Raw genomic sequence first — 24,485 nt, 5'->3', positions numbered from 1 at the left:
CACTCAGCCGTACCGGCCGGTGATGTAATCCTTGGTCCGCTCTTCGCGGGGATTGGTGAAGATGTCGGAGGTGTTGCCGTATTCGACCAGCGTGCCGAGGTGGAAGAACGCGGTCTTCTGGCTGACGCGCGCGGCCTGCTGCATGTTGTGCGTGACGATCACCATCGCATAGCGGCCGCGCAGTTCGTGGATCAGCTCCTCGATCTTGGCGGTCGCGATCGGATCGAGGGCGCTGCACGGCTCGTCCATCAGGATGACCTCGGGATCGACCGCGATCGCGCGCGCGATGCACAGCCGCTGCTGCTGGCCGCCCGACAACGCTGTGCCGCTGTCCGAGAGGCGATCCTTGACCTCGTCCCAGAGACCGGCGCGCCGCAGCGACTTCTCGACGATCCTGTCGAGGTCGGCTTTCGCGCCCGCCAGCCCGTGGATGCGCGGGCCGTAGGCGACGTTCTCGTAGATCGATTTCGGGAACGGGTTCGGCTTCTGGAATACCATGCCGACGCGGGCGCGGAGCTGCACCACGTCCATGTCGGGGGAGTAGATATCCTGGCCGTCGAGCTTGATCTCCCCGGTCACGCGCGCGCTGGCGACGGTGTCGTTCATGCGGTTGAGCGTGCGCAGGAAGGTCGACTTGCCGCAGCCCGATGGGCCGATGAACGCGACGACCTCGTCCTGGTCGACGTCGATCGAAACGTTATCGATCGCCAGCTTGCTTCCGTACGCGACGGAGACGTTGCGCGCGGTCATTTTCAGGACCGGCGTCTTGGGTTTGGAATTCATCACCAGCGTGTCTCGAATCGGTTACGGAGGTAGATCGCGACGCCGTTCATCGCGAGCAGGAAGACGAGCAGGACGATGATCGCCGCCGACGTCTTTTCGACGAAGCCGCGGCTGACCTGATCGGACCACAGGAAGATCTGGACGGGCAACACGGTCGCCGGATCGTTCAGGCCCGACGGCGGCGCGGCGATGAACGCGCGCATGCCGATCATCAGCAGCGGCGCGGTCTCGCCGAGCGCGCGCGCCATGCCGATGATCGTGCCGGTCAGGATGCCGGGCAGGGCGAGCGGCAGGACGTGGTGGAACACGACCTGGACCGGCGATGCGCCCACGCCGAGCGCGGCATCGCGGATCGACGGCGGGACCGCCTTGATCGCGTTGCGCCCGGCGATAACGATCACCGGCATCGTCATCAGCGCAAGCGTGAGCCCGCCGACGATCGGCGCCGATCGCGGCATGCCGAACGTGCCCAGGAACACCGCGAGGCCCAGCAGCCCGAAAATGATCGAGGGCACCGCAGCGAGGTTGTTGATCGACACCTCGATCAGGTCGGTCCAGCGGTTCTTGGGCGCATATTCCTCGAGATACAGCGCGGACAGCACGCCGATCGGGAAGGCGAGCAGCAACGTGACGACCATCGTCAGCAGCGATCCCTTGAACGCCCCCCAGATGCCGACGCGCGTGGCGTCGTTCGAGTCCGCCGCGGTCAGGAAGCCCGCGTTGAACCCGCGCGTCAGCACGCCGCGCGCCTTCAGCCGCGCAACGACGGCCTCGGCATCGCGCGTGCCGTTGCCCTTGGCGGCGACGTCGATCGGGCTGGAGACGGGGACGTCGAACACCGTCTTGCGCTGGAGCAGCGACGGATCGGCCTTGATCGCGTCGCGGACCACCGCCCACGCGCCGTCGGATAGCAGGTTGGCGCCATCCTTGCCGTAGGCGGTGCTCGCGGCGGCCAGGACGGTGCCTTCGAGACCGGCGCCGGCGAGCGCTAGGTCGGCCCCGCGTCCGGCCAGCCGCGCGGGCTCGATCGGCAGCTTGGCCGCGGCGAGATCGACCGGGAGCGCGACGCGCGTCTCGACGAACCCGCTCGCGCCCTGGCTCAGCATCGAGAACAGCAGGAAGGCGAGGAAAGCGGCGGACAGCCATACCGCGGCGAGACCGGCGAAGCGGAAGCGGCGCTCGGACGCGTAACGGCGGCGGATCCGCGATTGCATCGCCTGCGTCGTCCAGTCGGTCGGCACGCGGCGCACCGGCTCCGCGCCGCTGGTCTGCAGTGAGGGCACGAGCGTGTCAGTCATAGGCTTCGCGGTACCGTTTGACGACGCGCAGCGCGACGATGTTGAGAAGGAGCGTGACGACGAACAACGTCAGCCCGAGCGCGAACGCGGCGAGCGTCTTGGGGCTGTCGAACTCCGCCTCGCCGGTCAGCAGGTCGACGATCTGCTTGGTGACGGTGGTGGTGCTGGCGAACGGGTTGAGCGTCAGCGTGGCGACGCCGGACGCCGCCATCACGACGATCATCGTCTCGCCGATCGCGCGCGATACGGCGAGCAGCACGCCGCCGACGACGCCGGGCAGCGCGGCCGGGAGCAGCACGCGGCGGATCGTCTCCGACGAGGTCGCGCCCATTGCGAGGCTGCCGTCGCGCATCGACGAGGGCACCGCGGCGATCGAATCGTCGGCCATCGAGGACACGAACGGGATGATCATGATGCCCATCACCAGCCCTGCGGCGAGCGCGCTCTCGGACGAGGCCCAGCTGATCCCGATCGACACCGCGAAATCGCGCACCGCGGGGGCGACGGTAAGCGCGGCGAAATAGCCGTAGACGACGGTCGGGACGCCCGCGAGCATCTCGAGGATCGGCTTCATCCACTTGCGCGTGGTCGGCTTGGCGTATTGCGTGAGGTAGATCGCGCTCATCAGGCCGAACGGGATCGCGACGATCATCGCGATCACCGCGCCGATGAAGAACGTCCCCCAGAACAGCGGCACCGCGCCGAGCGACGCACCCGGATCGCGCGCGTCGATCACCTGCGGGCTCCAGTGCGTGCCGAACAGGAAGTCGGTGATCGGCACGACCGAGAAGAACCGCGCGGATTCGTACAGCAGCGAGGCGACGATGCCGACCGTGGTCAGGATCGCGATCAGCGACGCGCCGAGCAGCAGCAGCATGACGACGCGCTCGATCTGCGTGCGCGCGCCGAAACCGGGTTTGACGCGGGTGAAGGCGAAGGCCCCACCGGCGAAGGCGAGCAGCAGCGCAAGCGCGGTCGCGATCCAGTCGTAACGCGTCTGCGCGGCGGCGTAGGACGGCGCGAGCGTGCGCGCGAGGCCGTGGAACGCGCCGAAGCTGCGACCTTCGGCGAGACTACGCGCTTCCGACAGGATCGACGCGCGGTCGAAGCCGGGCGGGGGGAGCTGGATCGCCGCCGGGGTCGCGAGCACGGCCTCGGTGACGAGTGCGGGCGCGGTCATCGACCAGACCACGAGGAATATCAGCGGCGGGATCGTGGTCCACAGCGCGACGTACCAGCCATGGTGCGCAGGGAGCGAACTGAACCGCGCGGTGCTGAGCGCACGAAAGCGCGTGGCGCGGACGCGCGCGGTGAGCCAGCCGATCAGGCCGAGACCGATGACGAGGAAGAGGAGCGCGATGGCGGACATTACAGGTTTCGCCCGTCCATAAGCACCACCCCGGCGGAGGCCGGGGCCCAATTGGAGAGGTCGAGGTAGGGGAGCGCGGCATCAGCCAATGGAGCGTTGCCCAACTGGGCCCCGGCCTTCGCCGGGGTGGTGGCTTTGGGATAAGTGGTGGCGTTTGGCAGTGATGAGATCACCGCAAAACTCTCGTTCCCCCGCGGACGCGGGGGCCCAGCTAAGTTCGGATAGCCTGCTTGGCCCCTGGGCCCCCGCGTTCGCGGGGGAACTAGGAAGGCAGCGCGGTTGCGCGACAAACCCATCACGACAACACCGCCGGATCCAGCACCGTTTCATTCGCGATGATCGCCGCCGACCGCGCCTGGATCGCCGCCGGGGCCGCGATCAGCCCGCGTTTCACCAGCGGTCCGGTCACGCCCCAGTTCGCCGCATACAGCTTCAGCAAATTCCGCAGACCCGGGATCGCGGTCAGGTGCGCCTTCTTAACATAGATATAAAGCGGCCTAGACCCCGGATACGCATTGTCCGCGATCGACGCGTAGGTCGGCGCGACGCCCGAGATCGACACGCCGTTCACGTCGTCCTTATTCTCTTCGAGATAGCTGTAGCCGAACACGCCGATCGCGTTCGGGTTGGACTGCAATTTCTGGACGATCAGATTGTCGTTCTCGCCCGCATCGACATACACGCCGTCCTCGCGAACGCGCGTGCAGAGCGCCTTGTGCGCATCGGGATCCGACTTGGCGAGCGGCTTGGCCGAAGGATCGCTGTCCTCGCAGCCCTTGGTCAGGATCAGTTCGGCGAGCGCATCGCGCGTCCCGCTGGTCGCGGGCGGGCCGTACACCTGGATCGGCACCGCGGGCAGCGCCGGGTTCACGTCGCGCCAGACGCGGGCGGTGTTCGGCTTGCCGCCCGGATTGGCGGCCAGCGCCTTGTAGAGATCGGTCGGTGTCAGCTGCATCTTGGGGCCGTTCTTGGCCTCGGCAAAGGCAATGCCGTCGATCCCGACCTGGATCTCGATCACGTCGCGCACGCCGTTCTTCGCGCACGCGGCGTACTCGCTCGCCTTCATCCGGCGCGAGGCGTCCTCGATATCGGGATGCGCTGCGCCGATCCCGGCGCAGAACAGCTTCATCCCCGCGCCGGTGCCGGTCGATTCGATCACCGGCGCCTTGGCACCGGGATCATTCGCGACGAGCTGTTCGGCGATCATCGTCGTGAACGGATAGACGGTCGAGGACCCAACCGCAGTGATCTGGTCACGCGAGCCCGCACCGCCGCCATTCGCCTGATCGACGCACGCGGCAAGGGCCCCGACCAGGCCAAGAAGAACACACCGCTGCACCAGAATTCCCGTCATGCACCGGCCTTAGCGGTACTAAAGACGCTCCTGTGTGACAGTTGGGTTACCCTTTTATGACACCGGCTTTGGTGGCCCCGCCGCTCGGCGGCAGGACGACCGAAACAATCGTCCCGACGCCGACCTGGCTGGCGATATCGAGCCGCCCGCGGTGACGCTCGACGATATGCTTGACGATCGCCAGTCCCAGGCCCGTGCCGCCCAGCGATCGGCTGCGCCCCGCATCGGCCCGGTAGAAGCGCTCGGTCAGCCGCGGGATATGCACCGCCGCGATCCCATCGCCCTCGTCGCGGATCGAAAGCCGGATCATCCCGGCATCGTCGCGCTTCAGTTCGATCGTCACCGGCGTGCCCGCGCGCCCGTATTTCATCGCATTGCCGATCAGGTTGTGGAGCATCTGCGACAGCTGCACCCGATCCCCCGATACCGCGGCGAGATTCGGATCGATCGTCGCGACCAGATCCTGACCGCGATCGCCCGCCGCGTCGGCCAGCTCCTCACGCGTATCCTCGACCAGTTGTGCGAGATCGACTGCCTGATCGGGCAGGCGGAATTTCTCCGCCTCGATCCGGCTCAGCGAGATCAGGTCCTCGACCAGCCGCTGCATCCGCCGCGCCTCGTCGTCCATGACTTTCAGGAAGCGCGCGCGGACTTCGGCATCCTCGCCCGCCTCGTCGCGCAGCGTCTCGATGAACCCCAGGATCGACGCGAGCGGCGTGCGCAGTTCGTGGCTCGCATTGGCGACGAAATCGATTCGCATCCGCTCGGCGGCATAATTGCCGGTCTGGTCGACCAAGTGGACGATGCGCTGCCCCTCCGACGTCTCGCTGAGCAGCATCTCCCAACGCTGGTCGCGGGTGCCGAGCCCGACCAGCTCGATCGGCCGCTCGCCGTCGATCGGGCCGGGCGTCCCCAGTCGCTCGGCGGCGGCAGGATGGCGGATCGCGACGCGCGCGTCCTCGCCGAGAATATGCGCGCCCAGCAACATTCGCGCGGCCCGGTTCGCGACCACCACGCGGCCGTCCTGCACCAGCATCACCGGCGCGACGATCGCGTCGAGCACGTCGTCGAGCACCGACGGTGAAACGCTCGTCGAATCATCGGGGGCCGGCGCCTCGTCGCCGGTGCCGGCGGCGACCAGCGCCGCGGCGATCCCGCCGACCAGCGCGACGATCGCCCCCTGCACATCGCGCGTGAGCGCGAACACCGCTGCAGCAGCGATGACGACGACGACGATCGCCCAAAACGTACGCAGGCCAAATCCGGAAAGCATTGCGGTCTCCTGGGACGAAATCGACGTCCAGCACCGCGCCATACAGTGGTGCGGCACAAACCGGTATCGTCCGTTGAGTGGCGCCACGCCGTTCCCCCGGCACTGTCATCCTCTCCGTCATCCTGACGAAAGTCAGGATCCAGAGCCACACGCTTCGACGTTCGTCACAGGAGGTCCCGACCTTCGTCAGGACGACGGGTCTCGTAGCGCATCGAGCGGAGCGTCAAGCCGTCCTGCTTCGGCACGCTCCCGACGCAGCCGAAACAGCGATATTGTCAGGACTTCCGGATTGTGAAAGGGCTGTGGTCTAGCAGGGAAACCATGGACGACACGCAACCCAATCAGAGCCAGGCGCCAAGCCCGGACACCGATGCGCACCCCAGCGTGCCAACCCGCCGCCGGATCCTGGTGCTCGGCGCCGTCGGTGCGGGGGCGGTCGTGTCGATCCGTCCGGCGCTCGCGCAGACCGCGGGCTCGGTGCTGAACTGCGAGATCCCCGTTCCCGATCCGGGCCGCGCGGGCAGCTATATCGACGCCGACGGCAGGGTCGTCCCGGCACGCACCAAGGGCGCATTCCCGCCCTCGACTCGCCCGTTCAAGGGCGAAGAGGTCAAGCGGGCAATGGCCAGCGGCAGCACGCTGCCCGGTACCGATTCCGAACGCAGCCGCGCCTACGTCAAATACATCCGCCGGTTGCAGCGTGGCCGGGGCGGCTTCACCTGCTTCGCATCGTTGCAGATGCCGCGCGGCTGACGCCGTGCCCGATCCGATCTTCCGAGGGCCACCCGGTGGAGGCCTGCTGATCGCGCCGCTCGATGCCTTCACCGCGGTCTATCACCGTGCATCGGGCATCACGCACCTGTTGACCGAGCCCGCGCCGCAGATCCTGGAAGCATTGGGCGAGGACGGACTGTCGCTCGATGCCCTACTGGACCGTCTCGGGCACGACTATGATCTCGAAGACGCGGATCGTGCGGCCCTGACGGCCCGGCTGGACGAATTGATCGAAGCCGGGCTCGTCGAGAGCTTATGAGACATGCCTTTTTGGTAAGGATAGGCCCCGTCGGCTTTCGTATCGGCTCGGACTGGCGCGCGCCGATCGCGGACCTCGAGACGCTGTATCGAGACTATCCCAAGCCGCAGGACGGCGTGCCCGACTTTACCGTCCGGCTGTTCGCGCGCCGCCCCTGGCGCAGGATCGTGCGGCCGTCCGTGGAGATCGGTGGCGACTATATGCTCCCCGAAGCCGCACCGTTGCCGTTGCGCCAGGGGCTGCTCGCGGCCGAAATGGCGATGAACCTCCAGATGGCATTGGGCGCGCGGCGGTATCTGCTGCTCCACGCGTCCGCGGTCGAGCGCGATGGACGGGCGCTGTTGATGACCGGGATTTCGGGGGCGGGAAAGTCGACGCTGGCGACCTTGCTTGCCGCGAAGGGCTGGCGGTTCATGGGGGACGAGTTCGCGTTGCTGGATCCGCTGACCGGGCTGATCCACGCGTTTCCCCGGCTGGTCAGCCTGAAGAACGCGGCGATCGCGGCGGCCGAGGCAGCGTGGCCGGATGCGCGGATGGGGCCGCTGATGCCGGCGACGCCGAAGGGCGACATCCGCCATATGGTCCCTGACGCGCGCGCGATTGCGGCGATGGATACCCCGGCTGTGCCGGCGCTGCTCGTGTTTCCACGCTATGGCTTCGACGCGGAGACGCGACCGGTCCCGCCTGCCGAGGCGTTCGTGCGGATGACACAGGCCTCGACCAATTATGTCGCGCTGGGCGAGGCGGGCTTCCGTGCGCTGACGGGTTTGATCGCGGACGTTCCTTCGGTCGCGATCGATTATCCGGACGGCGCGCGCGCGATCGAGCAGGTCGAGGCCTTGTGGGCCGCCTTGTGAACGATGCTCGCATCCTCGCGCGCGCGCTCACGGATCCGGCCAGCATCGTCGGGCTCGACGGGGACGGCTGGACCGCGCTGCTGGCGATGGCGCGGGCGGAGCAATTGATCGGCACGCTGGCGATGCGACTCGATGGCTTGCCGCTGCCGGGCGCAGTGACGGCGATCCTCGCCGACGCACGCGCCGCTGCCGAACACGGCCGCCGCGCCGCGCTGTGGGAAGCCGAGATGGCGCGGCGTGCGCTGTCTGCGGTCGATTGCCCGGTCATCCTGCTGAAGGGCACCGCGTTCGTCGCGGCGGGTCTGTCGGCGGGGCAGGGCCGCGCGATCGGCGATCTCGACATACTGGTGCCGCGTGCATCGATCGGCGCGGTCGAGACGGCGCTGCTCGCCGCGGGCTGGGAATGGGTGAAGCCCGACCCGTATGACGACGTCTATTATCGCCGCTGGATGCACGAGCTCCCGCCGCTGATCCACCGCGAGCGCGACCGGATGATCGACGTCCACCACACGATCCTGCCGCTGACCGCGCGGATCACGCCCGATGCGGCGGCGTTGATCGAGGGCAGCGTGGCGCTCGAGAAGGGCCTGCGGACGCTCTCGCCCAACGGGATGCTGATCCATGCCGCAGCGCACCTGTTCGCCGATGGCGATCTTGCCGGCGGGCTTCGCAACCTTTGGGATATCCACTGTCTGGTCAACGAGTTCGGCACCCAAGACCTCGATGCCGAAGCGCGTCGTCACGGTTTGCAGCGCGAGGTTTCGCGGTCGCTTCGTCTGGTCGCCGCGGTGTTCGGCGACCGTCCTGCGCACGGCCTGGATCGCCTGTATCTGCGCCGCATCACCGCGCGCGACGATTGGGGCAGGCCGATCCGGCCGATCACCCGGCTAGCCTTCTACGTCCGCTCGCACTGGCTGCGCATGCCGCCGGCCATGCTCATCCGCCACCTCTGGACGAAATGGCGCAAGGCTTAGTTAAGCCGCGCGCCACGCGTGCGCCGGACGGCCCAGACGATCAGCAACACGACGGTGATCGCGACCGTATCGGCGATCCAGTCGTAAATGTCGCAGTCCCGGTGCAGCGACGGGATCGCCTGCAGCACCTCGATCAACGCGCCCAGGAACGACAGCCGCTCGCCGATCCGGGACAGTCGCGCGGTCGGATAGGACAGCGCCGCCAGCAACGCCATCGTCGCAAAGGCGAGCATATGCCCGAACTTGTCGCCGAACTGGTCGATCGGCATGTGTGGCGGCTTCGGCAGCAGCGCCATCGTCACCGCGAACACCACGGCCAATACCAGCGCGACGCGTGTGAGAACGGCCCGGTTCATGCGCCGAGCCTTTCGAGCGTCGGGACGAGGTCGTCGAAACCGTCGATCACCGCGTCGGCGCCAAGCTCGGCCACAGGCTGCATGAGGAAACCGAAGCTGCACGCAATCGTCGGCAGGCCTGCCGCTTGCCCGGCTTGGATGTCGAAGATCGAGTCGCCGACGAACGCGGCACGTCCTCCGCCGCCCCCGCTTTCCCGACACCGCGTCACCATCGCGTGGATTGGCACCGGCGAGGGCTTCGACTCCGCAAGCGTATCGCCGCCCAGGATGCACGCAAACCGATCGGTCAGCCCGAGGTCGCCCAGCACGATCCGCGCGAACCGCTCGATCTTGTTGGTGACGATCCCGAGCGTCACGCCTTTCGCTGCCAACGTGTCCAGCGCGTCGATTGCACCCGGATAAGGTTTTGTCAGAACGCAGATATTCGCCTCGTAATAGGTGAGCAGCGCGGCATGCAGCGTGTCGAGCATCGCCTCGTCATAGCCGCCGGTCGCGGTCAGGCCCTGCTTGAGCATGTGCCGTGCACCGCCGCCGATCATCGGCTTGACCTGCTCGACGGCAAGGGGCGGTCGATCGACCAGACCAAGCGCATGGTTGACCGCGGCGGCCAGGTCGCCGCTGGTGTCGAGCAACGTGCCGTCGAGGTCGAACCCGACGATATCGAATAAAAAATGCGTCATTGGGTGGGGGCCTGCCAGCGAGACTATGGAACTGGCAAGGCTTTCGTGGCAGCGATCCTTCCATGACGACGCATTCCATCGACCAACCGATTCCAGCCCGTCCCCCAGCCCATCCTCTGGCCCATCCCCTGGCCCATCCTATCGCAGTCGTGATCCTCGCCGCGGGCAAGGGTACGCGGATGAAATCCGATCTCCACAAGGTCCTGCATCCGATCGCCGGGCGACCGATGCTGCTTCATCTCGTTGCAAGCGCAGCGGCGTTGCATCCGGCGAAGACCGTCGTCGTGACAGGGGCAGGGCGCGAACAGGTCGAAGCGGCGGTCGCGCCGCTTGGGATTTCCACCGCGCTCCAGGCCGAGCAGCTCGGCACCGGCCACGCGGTGGCACAGGCGCGCGAAGCACTGGCAGGGTTCGAGGGCGACGTCCTCATCCTCTACGGCGACGTGCCCCTGGTCACAGCCGCGACGATGCAGCGGATGATCGACCGGTTGCACGGCGACGACACGCCCGCCGTCGTCGTGCTCGGCTTTCGTCCCGCAGTACCCGGCGCCTATGGTCGCGTCATCGCCGACTCCGCGGGCCGGATGGACCGGATCGTCGAGTATAAGGACGCGTCGGAGGCGGAACGGGCAGTGACGCTGTGCAATTCCGGGCTGATGGCAGTGCGCGCGACCGACCTGTTCGCGCTGCTCGATCGACTCGGCAACGACAACGCGGCCGGCGAATATTACCTTACCGACATCGTCGGGCTGGCAGGCGCCGACAGCCGCGCGTCCGCCGTCATCGAAACCGGCGCGGACGAGGTCGCCGGCGTCAACAGTCGCGGCGAACTCGCCAGCGTCGAAGGCGCATGGCAGTCGACGCGCCGCGCACAGGCCATGGCCGACGGAGTCACGCTGATCGCACCCGACACCGTCTGGTTCGCGCACGACACGCAACTTGGCCGCGACGTCGTGATCGAACCCAATGTCGTGTTCGGGCCCGGCGTTCGCATCGAAGACGGCGCGACGATCCACGCGTTCAGCCACATCGAGGGTGCCTCGGTCGGCAAGGGCGCGAACGTCGGCCCGTTCGCTCGCCTCCGCCCCGGCGCAGACCTGCACGCCGACGCCAAGGTCGGCAACTTTGTCGAGATCAAGAAGGCGATCGTCGGCGAAGGCGCCAAGGTCAGCCACCTAACCTATATCGGCGATGCGGACATCGGCGCCGGCGCGAACATCGGCGCGGGGACGATCACCTGCAACTATGACGGCTATTTCAAATACCGCACCGTGATCGGCGCAGGCGCATTCATCGGCTCGAACTCGGCCCTCGTCGCGCCCGTCACGGTCGGCGCAGGCGCGATCGTCGCGGCGGGATCGGTTTTGACCGAGGATGTCGAGGCCGATGCGCTGGCGCTGGTCCGGCCACTGCAGGTTGCCAAGTCGGGTTGGGCCGCTCGGTTCCGTGAGAAGATGATAGCCCGCAAGGCCGCCCGATAAGCGCGTTTCTGGAGTAAGATCGAATGTGTGGGATCGTTGGAATTCTGAGCGGCGACGATGTCGCGGGCCGGTTGCTCGACGGACTGAAGCGGCTCGAATATCGCGGCTATGACTCGGCCGGGATCGCGACCGGCCATGACGGCGCGATCGAGCGTCGGCGCGCGTCGGGCAAGCTCGTCAATCTGGCGAACGAACTCGCCACGCATCCGCTGCCCGGCAAGACCGGTATCGCGCATACCCGTTGGGCGACGCACGGCGGCCCGACCACCAACAATGCGCACCCGCACGCCACCGGCGAGGTCGCGGTCGTCCACAACGGCATCATCGAGAACTTCAAGCCGCTGCGCGACGAACTGATCGCACGCGGCCGCACCTTTACGAGCGAGACCGACACCGAAGTCGTCGCGCACCTTGTCAGCGAGAAGGTCGAGGCGGGGATGGACCCGGTATCGGCGGTCCGCGACGTGCTGCCCCGGCTGCACGGGGCGTTCGCGCTCGCGATCCTGTTCCGCCAGCATCCCGATTTGCTGATCGGCGCGCGGCTCGGTTCGCCGCTGGTCGTCGGCCACGGAGAGGTCGAGATGTATCTCGGCTCCGACGCGCTCGCGCTCGCGCCGTTGACGCAGCGGATCGCGTATCTCGACGAAGGCGATTGGGTCGTGCTGACCCGCGACGGCGCGCAGGTCTATGATCGTGACAATACGCCCGTCGAGCGTGCGATTACGATCTCGGGAATCACCGGCGAGGTGATCTCGAAGGGCAATCACAAGCATTACATGCTCAAGGAGATCTACGAGCAGCCGATCGTCGTCGCGCAGACGCTCCGCTCGTACCTGAAGCGGATGGAGGGCGAGGTTTCGCTGCCGATCCCCGAATTCGACCTGTCGACCATCAAGCGCGTGACGATCGTCGCATGCGGGACGAGCTTCTACGCCGGCATGGTCGCGAAATACTGGTTCGAGCAGTTCGCGCGCGTGCCCGTCGACCTCGATGTGGCGTCCGAATTCCGCTACCGCGCGCCGGTGATGGAGGATGGCGGGCTCGCGCTGTTCATCTCGCAGTCGGGCGAGACGGCGGACACGCTCGCGGCGCTGCGCCACGCCAAGGCCGAGGGGCAGAAGATCGCGGTCGTCGTCAACGTGCCGACCAGCTCGATGGCGCGCGAGGCGGACCTGCTGCTGCCGACGCATGCCGGGCCCGAGATCGGCGTCGCCTCGACCAAGGCGTTCACCTGCCAGCTCGCGGTGCTCGCTGCGCTGGCCGCGAACTTGGCGCGCGCGAAGGGCCTGTTGTCGAAGGAGCAGGAGCGCGAGATCGTTCGGCATCTGTCGGAGGCACCCGCCGCGCTCAACGGCGCGCTCGCCTATGACGAGGCGATCGAGGCGATGGCGCACAACATCGCCGGCGCGCGCGACGTGCTGTATCTCGGCCGCGGGACGGATTACCCGCTGGCACTCGAAGGCGCGCTGAAGCTGAAGGAAATCAGCTATATCCACGCCGAGGGCTATGCCGCGGGCGAGATGAAGCACGGCCCGATCGCGCTGATCGACGAGCACGTGCCCGTCATTGTCATCGCGCCGTCGGGGCCGCTGTTCGACAAGACCGTCAGCAACATGCAGGAAGTCATGGCGCGCGGCGGCAAGGTCGTGCTGATCTCGGACTATGACGGCATCCAGGCGGCGGGCGAGGGCTGCATGGCGACGATCACCATGCCCAAGGTCCACCCCTTGATCGCGCCGCTGGTGTACGCGGTACCAGTGCAGTTGCTGGCGTATCATGTGGCGGTGCTGAAGGGGACGGATGTCGACCAGCCGCGCAATCTGGCGAAGAGCGTGACGGTGGAATAGACTTCGGCGCACTAACTTGCCGTTCTCCCGCGAAGGCGGGAGTCCAGGGTCATAACCGATATCGTTTGGGACCCTGGACCCCCGCCTCCGCGGGGGAACGGCAAAGGCCGGATTTCTCGCCGAACCCCAAACGCTCGATTGACTAAAATTGTGCGCCGCGTCACAACTCGCGGCGTCGATGTCGGGCAACCGGCATGGCACCGCGCGGGAGAGCGTTTCCGGTCCTTTGAGGACCAAAGGAACCGCCGAAGGAGCAACCACCCCGGAATCTCTCAGGCACCAGAGACCGCGCGGGGCTGATCGACACTCTGGAAAGCGTCCTGACGTAAGTCGAGGGCCACCGAAGGGGTAAGCGCTGGACAAGTCCGCCGCGAAAGCTCTCAGGTCCCGTGACAGAGGGGGTTCGGATCGCAGCACCACCGGGTGCCGCGCGCCCCTTCGACGGAGACGAGCATGAGCGATTACGCCAGCATCATCGATCAGGCCGACGATTACGTCGAGCCCGAGATCCTGCCACTGCCGCTCGACGCGTGGCACCGCGCACAGGGCGCTCGTATGGTCGAGTTCGCCGGCTACGAGATGCCGATCCAGTATGAAGGCATCATGGCCGAACACGCCTGGACGCGCGACTCGGCCGGCCTGTTCGACGTCAGCCACATGGGCCAGCTCGTCTTCTCCGGCGAAGGCGTCGCGCACGCGCTCGAAACCGTTCTGCCGGGCGACATCGCGGGCTTGGGCGAAGGCAAGATGCGCTATTCGCTGCTGCTCGCGCAGGACGGCGGCATCCTCGACGACCTGATGGCAACGCGGCTGCCCGACGATCAGCCGTCGCCCTTCTCCGCGTCCGACGTCGAGCCCGAGGCGTACGATCCGCTCCACCCGTCGCCGACCGCGGGCGGCAGCTTCTACGTCGTCGTCAATGGCGCGACCAAATATGACGATGTCAGCTATCTGATTGAGCATCTGCCCGACGACGTCACCATCAACATCCTCGAAGACCAGGCATTGCTCGCGGTGCAGGGCCCGAAAGCGGTCGCGGCGGTTGCGCGAATCGTCCCCGGTGTCGACGGCCTCGTGTTCATGACCGCGGGCGCGTTCCACTGGAACGACGTTCCGGTCTGGATCAGCCGCTCGGGCTATACCGGCGAGGACGGCGTCGAGATTTCGATCCCTGCCGACCACGCCGTCGCCTTCGCCGACGCGCTGCTGACGCTCCCCGAGATCAAACCGATCGGTCTTGGCGCGCGCGATTCGCTGCGTCTCGAAGCCGGCCTGCCGCTCTACGGCCACGATCTCGATCCCGAGATCACGCCGGTGATGGCCGATCTCGGCTTCGCGCTGTCGAAGCGTCGCCGCGAAGCCGCCGATTTTCCCGGTGCCGAGCGCATTCTCACCGAGCGCGAGCATGGCCCCGCCACCAAGCGAGTGGGCCTGATCGTCGAGGGCCGCCAGCCCGCCCGCGAAGGCGCCGAGGTGATCGACGATACCGGCGCGACGATCGGTCGCCTGACCAGCGGCGGCTTCGCGCCGACGCTCGGGAAGCCGATCGCGATGGCCTATGTGCCGCTCGCGCTCGCCGCGCCGGGCACCCGCATCGAGATCGCACAGCGCGGCAAGGTCCATACCGCGACCGTCACCGCGATGCCCTTCATTCCCCACCGCTACGTCCGCGCAGGAGCCAAGTGATATGAGCCGTTTTTTCACGCAGGATCATGAGTGGGTCGATGTCGACGGTGCTGTCGGCACCGTCGGTATCAGCGAATACGCGCAGAGCCAGCTCGGCGACGTCGTGTTCGTCGAGGTTCCCGAAGCGGGCAAGCAGCTGACCAAGGGCGACGAAGCCGCGGTCGTCGAGTCGGTCAAGGCCGCGTCGGACGTCTATTCGCCGGTCTCGGGCACCGTCATCGAGGGCAACGCGGCTTTGACCGACGATTCGAGCCTGGTGAACTCGGACGCGGAAGCCGCCGGTTGGTTCTTCAAGCTGACGCTCAGCGACCCGAGCGAACTCGACGGCCTGATGGACGAAGCCGCCTACGCGACCTTCGTCGAAGGGCTTTAAGTCGCTGCTCCCCTCCCGCTTGCGGGAGGGGCCGGGGGAGGGGCTTATACAGTCGTTCCCCGCCTCATTCCCTCCCCCGACCCCTCCCGTAAACGGGGGGGGAGGAGACTAGAATGCGCTACCTTCCCCTGACCCAGCCCGACCGCGCGGCGATGCTCGCCGTCATCGGCGCCGCGACGATCGACGAGCTGTTCGTCGACGTCCCCGAGGCTGCCCGCCTCGACGGCCCCGTCCGCGACCTGCCGATGCACGCGTCCGAAATGGCGGTCGAACGCCACATGTCGGCGCTCGCGAAGAAAAACCTCACCGCAGGCGAAGCGCCGTTCTTCCTCGGTTGCGGCGCGTACAAGCATCACGTCCCCGCCAGCGTCGATCACCTGATCCAGCGCGGCGAGTTCCTGACCGCCTACACGCCGTACCAGCCGGAAATCGCGCAGGGTACGCTGCAGATGCTGTTCGAGTTCCAGACTCAGGTCGCGCGGCTGCTCGGCACCGACGTCGCCAACGCCTCGATGTATGACGGCTCGACCGCGTGCTGGGAGGCGATCGTGATGGCGCGTCGCATCACCAAGCGCGGCAAGGCGATCCTGTCGGCCGGGCTTCACCCGCATTACGTCTCGGTGTCGCAGACGATGGCCAAGTTCACCGGCGACGTGCTCGACACCACCGATCCGCGGCTGGTGCCCGAGATGGACCTCGACCGGCTGATCGCGAAGATCAACGACGATACGTCGTGCGTCGTCGTCCAATATCCCGATATCCTCGGCCGGATCGGCGACCTCCGCCCGCTCGCCGACGCGTGCCACGCCAAGAAGGCGCTGCTGATCGCGGTCGTCACCGAGCCGGTCGCGCTCGGCGCGATCGCCTCGCCCGGCGAGATGGACGCGGATATCGTCGTCGGCGAGGGGCAGTCGCTCGGCGTAGGTCTCCAGTTCGGCGGGCCTTATGTCGGCCTGTTCGGCTGCAAGGATAAGTACGTCCGCCAGATGCCCGGCCGCCTGTGCGGCGAGACGGTCGACGCCGATGGCCGCCGCGGCTTCGTGCTCACGCTGTCGACGCGTGAGCAGCATATCCGCCGCGAAAAGGCGACGTCGAACATCTGCACCAATTCCGGCCTGTGCGCGCTGGCCTTCTCGATCCACATGACGCTGCTCGGCGAAGCGGGTCTGCGTCGGCTCGCAGGGGTAAACCATGCGGGTGCGGTCCACGCGGCGCGGCGGCTCGCGGAAATCCCGGGGGTCGAGCTGCTCAACACGCACTTCTTCAACGAATTCACGCTGAAGCTGCCGGTCGAGGCACGCCCGGTCGTGCGCACGCTGGCGGATCGCGGCATCCTGGCGGGCGTATCGCTCGGTCGGCTCTATCCGGGCAAGGATGCGCTGGCCAATGGCTTGGTCGTTGCCGTGACCGAGACGACCACCGCGGAAGACGTCGAAACCTTCGCCACCGCACTGTCCACCGTCCTTGGGGAGATACTGGCATGAGCATCAACCAGAGCGGATGGCGTCCGACGTCGCCCGAAGCGAACACCGGCGGCGTCCCTGCGAGCGTCACCGGCAACAAGGCGCTGATGTTGGAAGAGGCGCTGATCTTCGAGATCGGCGACGCGAAGACGACGGGTGTCGATTTTGGCGAGGGCGATGTCGCGCATGACATGCTCGGCGCCCTGACGCGCAAGGCACCGATCGGTCTGCCCGGTCTGTCCGAGCCCGAAACCGTCCGCCACTACACGCGCCTGTCGCGTCAGAATTACGGCATCGACCTCGGCTTCTTCCCGCTCGGCAGTTGCACGATGAAGCACAATCCGCGCCTCAACGAGAAGATGGCGCGGCTGCCCGGCTTCGCCGACGTCCACCCGCTCCAGCCGGTCGACACGGTACAGGGCGCGCTGGAGGTGATCCACCAGCTCGCGCACTGGCTCGTCACGCTCACCGGCATGACCTCGGTCGCGATGAGCCCCAAGGCGGGCGCACACGGTGAACTGTGCGGCGTCCTCGCGATCCGCGCCGCGCTCGAAGCCAAGGGCGAAGGCGCGCGCAAGATCATCCTCGTCCCCGAGAGCGCGCACGGCACCAATCCCGCCACCGCCGCGTTCGCCGGCTATAGTGTCGAGGATATCCCCGCCACCGCCGAGGGCCGCGTCGACACCGAAGCGCTCAAGGCCCGGCTCGGCCCCGACGTCGCAGGCGTGATGATCACCAACCCCAACACCTGCGGCCTGTTCGAGCGCGACATGCGCGAGATTTCGGACGCGGTGCATGCGGCGGGCGGCTACGTCTATTGCGACGGTGCGAACTTCAATGCGATCGTCGGCCGCGTCCGGCCGGGCGACCTCGGCATCGACGCGATGCACATCAACCTGCACAAGACCTTCTCGACCCCGCATGGCGGCGGCGGTCCCGGCTCGGGTCCGGTGGTGTTCTCGGCGGCGTTGACGCCGTTCGCGCCGCTGCCCTTCGTCGAAGAGCAGGGGGACCAGTTCGTCCTGGTCGAGGAGGAAACCGCGGGCGAGCATCACGCCGGCAGCTTCGGCCGGATGGTCGCGTTCCACGGCCAGATGGGCATGTTCACGCGCGCGCTGACCTACATCCTCAGCCACGGCGCGGACGGCCTGCGCCAGGTGTCCGAGGATGCGGTGCTCAACGCGAACTACATCCTGCGCAGCCTCGACGACACGCTCGACGCGCCGTTCGGTCCGTCGGGTCCGTGCATGCACGAGGCGTTGTTCTCGGATTCCGGCCTCGCCGCTGGCTTCTCGACGATCGACATCGCGAAGGGCCTGATCGACGAGGGCTTCCACCCGATGACGATGTATTTCCCGCTCGTCGTCCACGGCGCGATGCTGGTCGAGCCGACCGAGACCGAATCGAAGGCCGCGCTGGACCAGTTCATCGCCGCGCTCCGCTCGGTCGCCGAACGTGCCAAGGCCGGTGACCCGAGCCTCAAGACCGCGCCGCATTTCGCCCCCCGCGCGCGCCTCGACGAGACGCTTGCGGCGCGGAAGCCGGTTCTGGTGTGGAAGGAGCCGGCGCCGCTGGCTGAAGCGGCGGAGTAACCGTTCTCCTGCGAACGCAGTAACCCGGGGTCCCGAACGCTGCTCTGCGTAACCCTGGATTCCTGCGTGCGCAGGAAAACGGATTGCCGAGCGACCCGCAACCGCTCTAGCCTCCGCCCGGACAGGGTGGGGGCCAAGACACATGCAGGCGCAAGACGCACAAGGCTGGATCAGCTACGCGATCACGGCCGTCATCATCGCGGTGGTATTCGCGGTGCGCTGGCGCCGGATGAGCGTGGTCAAGCCGCTCAAGCTCGAACGCCTCTGGGTGTTTCCCGCGATCTATGCCGCGGCCGCGGTCTACATGCTCACGATGTACCCGCCGCAGGGCCTCGCCTGGCTGTTCTGCTCGATCGCCTTGGCGATGGGCGCGGCGCTCGGCTGGCAGCGCGGCAAGATGATGCGGATCACCGTCGATCCCGACAGCCATGCGCTCAACATCGCCTCGTCGCCGGCGGCGGTGCTGTTCCTGGTCGCGATCGTCGCGGTCCGCACCGGCGCGCGCGCGGTGATCGGCGATGGGCAAGCGCTGCACCTCGACGCGTTCGCGGTCACCGACATGCTCGTGGCGCTCGGGCTCGGCCTGTTCACCACGCAACGCATCGAAATGTACCTGCGGGCGAAGCGGCTGCTCGAGACGGCACGGGCTGGGTAGCGCTCACCATCGTCATCCCCGCGAAGGCGGGGACCCATACTGGCAAGCGGTGGTAATCTGCCCGACAGGTCAGCCAGTCTGGGTTCCCGCCTCCGCGGGAATGACTGTGCGATGAAGTTTCGCTTACGACCTCAAGCAATCACCTGCTCGGTTTCCTCGCGCCGCCGGACATGCTCGCGCCAGACGATATACAGCCCGCTCGCGACGATGATCGGTGCGCCCACCCAGGTCGCCTCCGCCGGCAGCGTGTCGAACACCAGCCAGCCGAGCACCGTCGCCCACAACAAGCTCGAATAATCCATAGGCACCACCACCGACACCGGCCCGAGCCGCAGCGAGGTCGTCATCGCGATCTGCGCCAAGCCACCGAAGATCCCGACGCTCGCCAGGCAGATCCAAGCCACCAGATCATGCGATTGCGCCGCCCGCGCGTAGAACACCGACAGCGGGATCAGCGACAGCGCCGAGAACCAGAACACCGTCGTCAGCGCGCTCTCGGTCTTGCCGATCTGGCGCAGCAAAATCGACACGCTCGCCGTCCCGAACGCGCCCGCCAGCGCGCAGCCGGCGCCCCATAAGGGGAAATGCTCGCCGCCGGGTTGTGCGACGATCAGCACGCCGGCGAACCCCGTCGCCACCGCCGCCCAGCGATGCCACCCGGTCGGCTCGCGCAGGATGAGAGCCCCGAGTATCGTCGCGAACACCGGCACCGTGAACCCGATCGTCGTCGCCTCGGCCAACGGCAGCGCGACGATCCCGTTGAAGGTGAACGCCATCGCCGACAGCCCGACGACCGCGCGAACGATGTGCGCAGGCAGGCGCTTGGTCGCGATTGAGGGCAGGCCGGGGCCGGCGAAGATCACACCCGACACGAGCACGCACGCGCCGAACTGGCGGAAGAACAGGATCTCCGACACGCTCGCACCGTGCCGCTCGGCCAGCTTGATCGCGGTGTTCATCAGCGCGAAGATCACGACGGACAGCAATCGCATGCCGATGGCGGGAAGGATGCGGTCGGTGGTCACCAAGGGCGTCTACGCAAACCGCGGCCGTCCTCCCACCCCAAACGTCCGCCATCCCGCTACACACGCCCGTCATCCTGACGAAAGTCAGGACCCAGAGCGAAAAGCGGTGCGGGTGGTATCCTGGGTCCTGACTTTCGTCAGGATGACGGGGGAGGAGCGGTAGCATGGGGTGACGAAGCACCGCGTTCGCGATAAGCGCACCCCATGATAAAGCGCGCACTCCCCGTCACCCGCGAGGCGGATTTTTCCGCCTGGTACCAGGCCGTCATCTCCGAGGCCGATCTCGCCGAGGAATCCGGCGTCCGCGGCTGCATGGTCATCCGCCCCTGGGGCTATGGCATCTGGGAGCGGATCCAGCGCCTGCTCGACGACCGGATCAAGGCCACCGGCCACGAGAATTGCTATTTCCCGCTCTTCATCCCGCTCTCCTATTTCGAAAAGGAGGCGGAACACGTCGACGGCTTCGCCAAGGAAATGGCGGTCGTCACGCATCACCGCTTGAAGGCCGACGGCTATGGTCGCCTGATCCCCGATCCCGAGGCCAAGCTTGAGGAGCCGCTGGTCGTGCGCCCGACCTCCGAGATGGTGATCGGCGCGGCGTTCGCGCGCTGGGTCCAGTCGTGGCGCGACCTGCCCGTGCTGATCAACCAATGGGCCAACGTCGTCCGCTGGGAAATGCGCACGCGGATGTTCCTGCGCACCAGCGAGTTCCTCTGGCAGGAAGGCCACACCGCGCATTCCACGCCGCAAGAGGCGCGCGACGAGACGCTCAAGATGCTCGAAGTGTACCGCGACTTCGCCGAGGAGTGCCTCGGCCTCCACGTGATCGCCGGCGAGAAGCCTGAAAACGAGCGCTTCCCCGGCGCCGTCGCGACCTATTCGATCGAGGCGATGATGCAGGACGGCAAGGCGCTCCAGGCGGGCACCTCGCATTTTCTCGGCACCAATTTCGCGACCGCGCAGAACATCCGCTTCCAGAATGCGGGCGGCGAGTTCGAGTTCTGCAACACCACCAGCTGGGGCGTGTCGACGCGGATGATCGGCGCGGTCATCATGGTTCACGGCGACGACGACGGCCTGCGCGTGCCGCCGATGATCGCACCGTGGCAGGTCGTGATCGTGCCGATGCTGCGCGACGTCCCCGAGGACGCGGCGATCGTCGACTATTGCAAGGCGCTTCAGGCCGACCTCGCCAAACAGTCCGCGCTCGGCGAACCGGTCCGCGTCCTGCTCGACCTCAAGCCTGCCAAGACCGCGACCAAGCGCTGGGGCTGGGTCAAGAAAGGCGCCCCGATCGTCATCGAAGTCGGCGGCCGCGACGTCGCCGGCGGCAACGTCACCGTGATCCGCCGCGATTCGCTTTACCGCGAGGACGGCAAGCTCGCCAGCAATGCCGTCGCGCGCGACACGTTCGTGAGTGAAGTCTCGGGCATGCTGCACGACGTCCAGGCGACGCTCCACGTCGAATCGATGAACCGGGTGAAGGCAAACATCGTCCCCGCCAACGACTTCGCCGCGGTCGAAGCGCATTTCGCAGACGGCGTGAAGAACCCCGGCTGGGTCGATGTCCGTTGGTCCAAGCCCACTGGTGCCGCGCTCGACACGGTCGTCGAACGGTTGAAGGCGCTGAAGCTCACGATCCGCAACGCGCCGATGGGTCAGACCGGATGTGACGACGGCGCGTGCATCTTCACCGGCGAACCCGCGGTGGAGCGGATCCTGATCGGCCGCGCCTACTAAACGCGCTGATCGGTTGCGTCCGCCGAGCCCTGGCATTGGCCTGTACACGCCATGCCACGGAGCAACCAAAGTGGACCGGTCTGTCCGCTGCGATGTGGTTCCCCGTCTGGTATCGTCGCAACCGCGTGGGCGAGTCGACCGTAGGGGGGCAGGCATGGGCGTGACGGGGATCGGCGGTTTCTTCTTCCGGGCAAGAGACCCGGAGGCGATTCGTGCGTGGTATGTCGAGCATCTCGGCGTCGGGTCGGTGCCGTATGGATCGTGGGAGACACAGGCCGGACCGAGCGTCTTTGCGCCGTTCGCGGTCGACGCCGACTATTTCCCGACGGATCGCCCCTGGATGCTCAATCTGCGCGTCGACGATATCGATAGCCTCATCGCGACGCTCCGCACGGCGGGGGTCGCGGTGATAACGGATCCGGAATGGGACATGCCCGGTTACGGCCGTTTCGCCCGCATCCAAGATCCGGAAGGCAACCCGATCGAACTCTGGCAACCCGACGATCCTGCCTGACACCGCACTCGACGTCGGTTTGGTGTGTGGCAACGGGTCTAGGGTGGATATCGCCATTTCGACGCGACCAGCGAAAAGATTGTCACCCTTTCCCGAAAGGGAGGGGCCGGGCGCTGAGTTATTCGCAGCAATCAAACCTTGCGGAAGCCGATCCGCCCCCGACGCCTTCCAGGGAGGGGGCTAGGCCAGAATAGTCCAGTGAACGCTTGCCATTCCGCCTGTCTGGCAGAGGTCGGCGTTCGACGCGCGAACCCGGCACTCCTTCAAAACAGCTCCCCCTGAGGTCCCCTCGGCGCGCGGAACAGGTCGTTCCGCAACGCGACGCGTTCCCGGTTGAGTCCATGTTTCGCGCACGCGATCCGGAATCGTGTCCCCAGCAGCGCCGCCCACGGGCCTTGGCCCTGCATCCGCGTGAAGAAGTTCGGATCATTGTCCTTGCCGCCGCGCAACGACGCGATCGTCGCCATCACCTTGCCCGCGCGATCCGGGAAATGCTCGTCGAGCCATGCGCGGAACAGCGGCGCGACCTCGTGCGGCAACCGCACCGGAATGAAGAACGCCCGCGTCGCCCCGGCCTCCGCCGCCCGCGCGATCAGATGCTCGATCTCATGATCGGTGATCGCGGGGATCACCGGCGCGATCGATACGTAGACCGGCACGCCTGCGTCCGCGAGCTTGCGCACCGCCGCAAGCCTGCGCTCGGGATGCGGCGCGCGCGGCTCGACGGTCGACGCCACCTTCGGATCGAGCGAGGTGATCGACATCGCCACCGCCGCCAGTCCCTTCGCCGCCATCGGCGCCAGCAGGTCGATATCGCGCACCACGCGGTCCGACTTGGTGGTGATCGTCAGCGGGTGATCCGTCTCGCTCAGTACCTCGATGATGCCGCGGGTGATCCGCCAGTCGGTCTCGATCGGCTGGTACGGATCGGTGTTCGTCCCCAGCGCCATGGGCGCGACCGCATAGCCCGGCTTCCCCAGTTCCGTGCGCAACAATGCTGCCGCGGAGGGCTTTGCAAACAGCTTGCTCTCGAAATCGAGGCCCGGCGACAGATCGTGAAACGCATGGCTCGGTCGCGCGAAACAATAGATGCAGCCGTGTTCGCACCCCCGATACGGATTGATCGAGCGATCGAACGGCACGTCGGGCGACGCGTTGCGGCTGATGATCGTTCGCGGTGTCTCCACGGTCACCGTTGTCCACAGCTTGGGCGCGATCCCGTCGATCCCTTCGCGCATGTCGAGCCAGTCGCCATCCGCCTCGGTCTGCGGCATGTTGAACCGCCGACTTTCGTCATTGCGAGTCGCACCACGAACCGGACGGGCCTGTTTCATCAGTCGAAACTAGGCACCGCCACGGAACATAGCAAGAACGAAATCAGAAGCGAACGCCAAGCCCCGCGACGACCTGATGCCGGCTGAAGTCTAGGCTCACCTTGTCACGGCCGTCGACGACCTCATAGCCGTTATAGTCGGTGTAGACATATTCCAGCTTGCCGTAGAAGTTGCGGCCGAACCCTGCCTGCACGCCCGCACCGGCGTGGAAGCCGCTGAGCGTGTCCGAGGCGCGGACATTGTCCTGCGGGAACTGGGGGTCCGTGTAATCGAACCGGATCTGCCCGTTCGAATAGCCACCCTTGATATACAGCAACGTCGTCGGGTTGAGCAGATAGCCGCCGCGCACGCCTACCGTCAGGTTGCGGCCAGGCTTCAGGCACGTCTGCGCACCGAACCCGTCCGGGAAGCACTGTTCGGCGCTCGACCCGTCGATGCCGCCATATATGCCGAGCACGGTGCCCGCGTTGACGACGGTGTCGTAGCCGACTTCGCCGCCATAGGTGACGCCGCTCTTGCCCTCGCGCACGCCGGCCGAGTCGGTCGCGGTCTCGACATTGAGCTCGGTAATGACGCGGTCGTATCCGATCCGCGGCTCGATACGCAGGCCACTGACCTTTTCGACCGCGCCATATTCAGGGCCACCGTCCTGCATGGGAATGGATTGTGCCAGCACCGGCGTGGCATAGGCCGCGGAAAGTGCTGCGATAATCGTGACTGTACGCATGTGAACCACCCTTGATCGATCCGCGCCTGCTCGCGGACCGTTGCAGTGCCCCTGTGCGATGCGGGGTCCTT

General features: G+C 66.8%; 23 protein-coding genes and 2 riboswitches. Of the genes, 13 read left to right on the top strand and 10 right to left on the bottom strand.

Annotated features, from left to right (window positions below; all coding sequences use genetic code 11):
- Positions 1–3 precede the first annotated feature (3 nt).
- From pstB to HMP09_RS07290, 5 genes are all read right to left on the bottom strand, one after another.
- On the bottom strand, positions 4–783 hold the full coding sequence (pstB, locus tag HMP09_RS07310) for a phosphate ABC transporter ATP-binding protein PstB (protein ID WP_132738279.1): 780 nt from the start codon (positions 781–783) through the stop codon (positions 4–6).
- A complete protein-coding gene (gene pstA / locus HMP09_RS07305) occupies positions 783–1,997 on the bottom strand; it encodes a phosphate ABC transporter permease PstA (RefSeq protein ID WP_443026464.1) in 1,215 nt (404 codons plus the stop codon). The genes pstB and pstA overlap by 1 nt, the downstream gene beginning before the upstream one ends.
- A gap of 76 nt (positions 1,998–2,073) precedes the next feature.
- The gene (gene pstC, locus HMP09_RS07300; RefSeq protein WP_176499822.1) at positions 2,074–3,450 is read right to left on the bottom strand and encodes a phosphate ABC transporter permease subunit PstC; all 1,377 of its coding nucleotides are present in this window, start codon (positions 3,448–3,450) and stop codon (positions 2,074–2,076) included.
- 295 nt (positions 3,451–3,745) lie between these two features.
- The gene (locus HMP09_RS07295) at positions 3,746–4,804 is read right to left on the bottom strand and encodes a substrate-binding domain-containing protein (RefSeq protein ID WP_176499821.1); all 1,059 of its coding nucleotides are present in this window, start codon (positions 4,802–4,804) and stop codon (positions 3,746–3,748) included.
- Between the two features lie 46 nt (positions 4,805–4,850).
- Entirely contained in the window at positions 4,851–6,077 is a 1,227-nt protein-coding gene (locus tag HMP09_RS07290) for an ATP-binding protein (RefSeq protein ID WP_176499820.1), read from the bottom strand.
- A 321-nt stretch (positions 6,078–6,398) separates the two neighbouring features.
- Between HMP09_RS07290 and HMP09_RS07285 the strand changes: the two genes are divergently transcribed.
- From HMP09_RS07285 to HMP09_RS07270, 4 genes are read left to right on the top strand one after another with little or no spacing between them, the layout of a single operon-like run.
- Positions 6,399–6,830, top strand: a complete 432-nt coding sequence (locus tag HMP09_RS07285) for a hypothetical protein (protein WP_176499819.1) — start codon at positions 6,399–6,401, stop codon at positions 6,828–6,830.
- Between the two features lie 4 nt (positions 6,831–6,834).
- A complete protein-coding gene (locus HMP09_RS07280) occupies positions 6,835–7,110 on the top strand; it encodes an HPr-rel-A system PqqD family peptide chaperone (RefSeq protein ID WP_232090751.1) in 276 nt (91 codons plus the stop codon).
- Positions 7,107–7,967: an HprK-related kinase A gene (locus tag HMP09_RS07275; protein WP_176499818.1), complete on the top strand. Its 861-nt coding sequence runs from the start codon at positions 7,107–7,109 to the stop codon at positions 7,965–7,967. The genes HMP09_RS07280 and HMP09_RS07275 overlap by 4 nt, the downstream gene beginning before the upstream one ends.
- Positions 7,964–8,941, top strand: a complete 978-nt coding sequence (locus HMP09_RS07270; protein WP_176499817.1) for a nucleotidyltransferase domain-containing protein — start codon at positions 7,964–7,966, stop codon at positions 8,939–8,941. The genes HMP09_RS07275 and HMP09_RS07270 overlap by 4 nt, the downstream gene beginning before the upstream one ends.
- On the opposite strand, the gene HMP09_RS07265 is transcribed toward HMP09_RS07270, so the two are convergent.
- Both HMP09_RS07265 and HMP09_RS07260 read right to left on the bottom strand, forming a co-directional pair.
- Entirely contained in the window at positions 8,938–9,297 is a 360-nt protein-coding gene (locus HMP09_RS07265) for a hypothetical protein (protein WP_176499816.1), read from the bottom strand. The two genes, HMP09_RS07270 and HMP09_RS07265, sit on opposite strands and share 4 nt — an antisense overlap.
- Complete coding sequence (locus HMP09_RS07260) at positions 9,294–9,977, bottom strand: HAD-IA family hydrolase (protein ID WP_176499815.1); 684 nt, start codon at positions 9,975–9,977, stop codon at positions 9,294–9,296. Before HMP09_RS07260 ends, HMP09_RS07265 begins: the two co-directional genes overlap by 4 nt.
- Before the next feature lie 179 nt (positions 9,978–10,156).
- On the opposite strand from HMP09_RS07260, the gene glmU reads away from it, so the two are divergent.
- The 7 genes from glmU to HMP09_RS07225 all read left to right on the top strand — a co-directional run bounded on the left by glmU (position 10,157) and on the right by HMP09_RS07225 (position 19,074).
- Complete coding sequence (gene glmU / locus HMP09_RS07255; RefSeq protein ID WP_232090861.1) at positions 10,157–11,458, top strand: bifunctional UDP-N-acetylglucosamine diphosphorylase/glucosamine-1-phosphate N-acetyltransferase GlmU; 1,302 nt, start codon at positions 10,157–10,159, stop codon at positions 11,456–11,458.
- Between the two features lie 23 nt (positions 11,459–11,481).
- On the top strand, positions 11,482–13,305 hold the full coding sequence (gene glmS, locus HMP09_RS07250) for a glutamine--fructose-6-phosphate transaminase (isomerizing) (RefSeq protein ID WP_176499813.1): 1,824 nt from the start codon (positions 11,482–11,484) through the stop codon (positions 13,303–13,305).
- 195 nt (positions 13,306–13,500) lie between these two features.
- Positions 13,501–13,604: riboswitch (glycine riboswitch) on the top strand.
- A 1-nt stretch (position 13,605) separates the two neighbouring features.
- Positions 13,606–13,711: riboswitch (glycine riboswitch) on the top strand.
- Between the two features lie 47 nt (positions 13,712–13,758).
- Complete coding sequence (gene gcvT / locus HMP09_RS07245) at positions 13,759–14,991, top strand: glycine cleavage system aminomethyltransferase GcvT (RefSeq protein ID WP_176499812.1); 1,233 nt, start codon at positions 13,759–13,761, stop codon at positions 14,989–14,991.
- Between the two features lies 1 nt (position 14,992).
- Entirely contained in the window at positions 14,993–15,364 is a 372-nt protein-coding gene (gene gcvH / locus HMP09_RS07240) for a glycine cleavage system protein GcvH (RefSeq protein WP_176499811.1), read from the top strand.
- 113 nt (positions 15,365–15,477) lie between these two features.
- A complete protein-coding gene (gene gcvPA, locus HMP09_RS07235; RefSeq protein ID WP_176499810.1) occupies positions 15,478–16,848 on the top strand; it encodes an aminomethyl-transferring glycine dehydrogenase subunit GcvPA in 1,371 nt (456 codons plus the stop codon).
- Positions 16,845–18,419, top strand: a complete 1,575-nt coding sequence (gene gcvPB / locus HMP09_RS07230; protein ID WP_176499809.1) for an aminomethyl-transferring glycine dehydrogenase subunit GcvPB — start codon at positions 16,845–16,847, stop codon at positions 18,417–18,419. The genes gcvPA and gcvPB overlap by 4 nt, the downstream gene beginning before the upstream one ends.
- A 142-nt stretch (positions 18,420–18,561) precedes the next feature.
- A complete protein-coding gene (locus tag HMP09_RS07225) occupies positions 18,562–19,074 on the top strand; it encodes a CcdC protein domain-containing protein (RefSeq protein WP_176499808.1) in 513 nt (170 codons plus the stop codon).
- Between the two features lie 131 nt (positions 19,075–19,205).
- Here HMP09_RS07225 and HMP09_RS07220 read toward each other — a convergent pair whose 3' ends face one another.
- On the bottom strand, positions 19,206–20,066 hold the full coding sequence (locus HMP09_RS07220; protein ID WP_176501625.1) for a DMT family transporter: 861 nt from the start codon (positions 20,064–20,066) through the stop codon (positions 19,206–19,208).
- 237 nt (positions 20,067–20,303) lie between these two features.
- On the opposite strand from HMP09_RS07220, the gene HMP09_RS07215 reads away from it, so the two are divergent.
- Together HMP09_RS07215 and HMP09_RS07210 are read left to right on the top strand one after the other, a co-directional pair.
- A complete protein-coding gene (locus HMP09_RS07215; RefSeq protein ID WP_176499807.1) occupies positions 20,304–21,839 on the top strand; it encodes an aminoacyl--tRNA ligase-related protein in 1,536 nt (511 codons plus the stop codon).
- Positions 21,840–21,993: 154 nt separating this feature from the next.
- The gene (locus HMP09_RS07210) at positions 21,994–22,353 is read left to right on the top strand and encodes a VOC family protein (protein ID WP_176499806.1); all 360 of its coding nucleotides are present in this window, start codon (positions 21,994–21,996) and stop codon (positions 22,351–22,353) included.
- Between the two features lie 263 nt (positions 22,354–22,616).
- Here HMP09_RS07210 and HMP09_RS07205 read toward each other — a convergent pair whose 3' ends face one another.
- Both HMP09_RS07205 and HMP09_RS07200 read right to left on the bottom strand, forming a co-directional pair.
- Positions 22,617–23,687 (bottom strand): PA0069 family radical SAM protein, encoded by a 1,071-nt coding sequence (locus tag HMP09_RS07205; protein ID WP_176499805.1) that lies wholly within the window; start codon positions 23,685–23,687, stop codon positions 22,617–22,619.
- A gap of 43 nt (positions 23,688–23,730) precedes the next feature.
- A complete protein-coding gene (locus tag HMP09_RS07200) occupies positions 23,731–24,414 on the bottom strand; it encodes an outer membrane protein (RefSeq protein ID WP_176499804.1) in 684 nt (227 codons plus the stop codon).
- Between the last annotated feature and the right edge of the window lie 71 nt (positions 24,415–24,485).

Source organism: Sphingomonas sp. HMP9 (assembly GCF_013374115.1).
Classification (GTDB): Bacteria; Pseudomonadota; Alphaproteobacteria; order Sphingomonadales; family Sphingomonadaceae; genus Sphingomonas.
This window is presented reverse-complemented; position numbering and strand designations above follow the sequence as displayed.

What these genes read in the sequence shown, in the direction of transcription:
- HMP09_RS07290 (WP_176499820.1), bottom strand. Translation starts at nt 6,077, where the DNA reads ATGCTTTCCGGATTTGGCCTGCGTACGTTTTGGGCGATCGTCGTCGTC.
- HMP09_RS07225 (WP_176499808.1), top strand. Translation starts at nt 18,562, where the DNA reads ATGCAGGCGCAAGACGCACAAGGCTGGATCAGCTACGCGATCACGGCC.
- glmS (WP_176499813.1), top strand. Translation starts at nt 11,482, where the DNA reads ATGTGTGGGATCGTTGGAATTCTGAGCGGCGACGATGTCGCGGGCCGG.
- HMP09_RS07275 (WP_176499818.1), top strand. Translation starts at nt 7,107, where the DNA reads ATGAGACATGCCTTTTTGGTAAGGATAGGCCCCGTCGGCTTTCGTATC.
- HMP09_RS07295 (WP_176499821.1), bottom strand. Translation starts at nt 4,804, where the DNA reads ATGACGGGAATTCTGGTGCAGCGGTGTGTTCTTCTTGGCCTGGTCGGG.
- pstB (WP_132738279.1), bottom strand. Translation starts at nt 783, where the DNA reads ATGAATTCCAAACCCAAGACGCCGGTCCTGAAAATGACCGCGCGCAAC.
- HMP09_RS07215 (WP_176499807.1), top strand. Translation starts at nt 20,304, where the DNA reads ATGATAAAGCGCGCACTCCCCGTCACCCGCGAGGCGGATTTTTCCGCC.
- gcvT (WP_176499812.1), top strand. Translation starts at nt 13,759, where the DNA reads ATGAGCGATTACGCCAGCATCATCGATCAGGCCGACGATTACGTCGAG.
- HMP09_RS07265 (WP_176499816.1), bottom strand. Translation starts at nt 9,297, where the DNA reads ATGAACCGGGCCGTTCTCACACGCGTCGCGCTGGTATTGGCCGTGGTG.
- HMP09_RS07220 (WP_176501625.1), bottom strand. Translation starts at nt 20,066, where the DNA reads ATGCGATTGCTGTCCGTCGTGATCTTCGCGCTGATGAACACCGCGATC.
- HMP09_RS07285 (WP_176499819.1), top strand. Translation starts at nt 6,399, where the DNA reads ATGGACGACACGCAACCCAATCAGAGCCAGGCGCCAAGCCCGGACACC.
- HMP09_RS07210 (WP_176499806.1), top strand. Translation starts at nt 21,994, where the DNA reads ATGGGCGTGACGGGGATCGGCGGTTTCTTCTTCCGGGCAAGAGACCCG.
- pstA (WP_443026464.1), bottom strand. Translation starts at nt 1,997, where the DNA reads ATGCAATCGCGGATCCGCCGCCGTTACGCGTCCGAGCGCCGCTTCCGC.
- HMP09_RS07260 (WP_176499815.1), bottom strand. Translation starts at nt 9,977, where the DNA reads ATGACGCATTTTTTATTCGATATCGTCGGGTTCGACCTCGACGGCACG.
- HMP09_RS07200 (WP_176499804.1), bottom strand. Translation starts at nt 24,414, where the DNA reads ATGCGTACAGTCACGATTATCGCAGCACTTTCCGCGGCCTATGCCACG.
- gcvPA (WP_176499810.1), top strand. Translation starts at nt 15,478, where the DNA reads ATGCGCTACCTTCCCCTGACCCAGCCCGACCGCGCGGCGATGCTCGCC.
- pstC (WP_176499822.1), bottom strand. Translation starts at nt 3,450, where the DNA reads ATGTCCGCCATCGCGCTCCTCTTCCTCGTCATCGGTCTCGGCCTGATC.
- glmU (WP_232090861.1), top strand. Translation starts at nt 10,157, where the DNA reads ATGAAATCCGATCTCCACAAGGTCCTGCATCCGATCGCCGGGCGACCG.
- gcvH (WP_176499811.1), top strand. Translation starts at nt 14,993, where the DNA reads ATGAGCCGTTTTTTCACGCAGGATCATGAGTGGGTCGATGTCGACGGT.
- gcvPB (WP_176499809.1), top strand. Translation starts at nt 16,845, where the DNA reads ATGAGCATCAACCAGAGCGGATGGCGTCCGACGTCGCCCGAAGCGAAC.
- HMP09_RS07205 (WP_176499805.1), bottom strand. Translation starts at nt 23,687, where the DNA reads ATGAAACAGGCCCGTCCGGTTCGTGGTGCGACTCGCAATGACGAAAGT.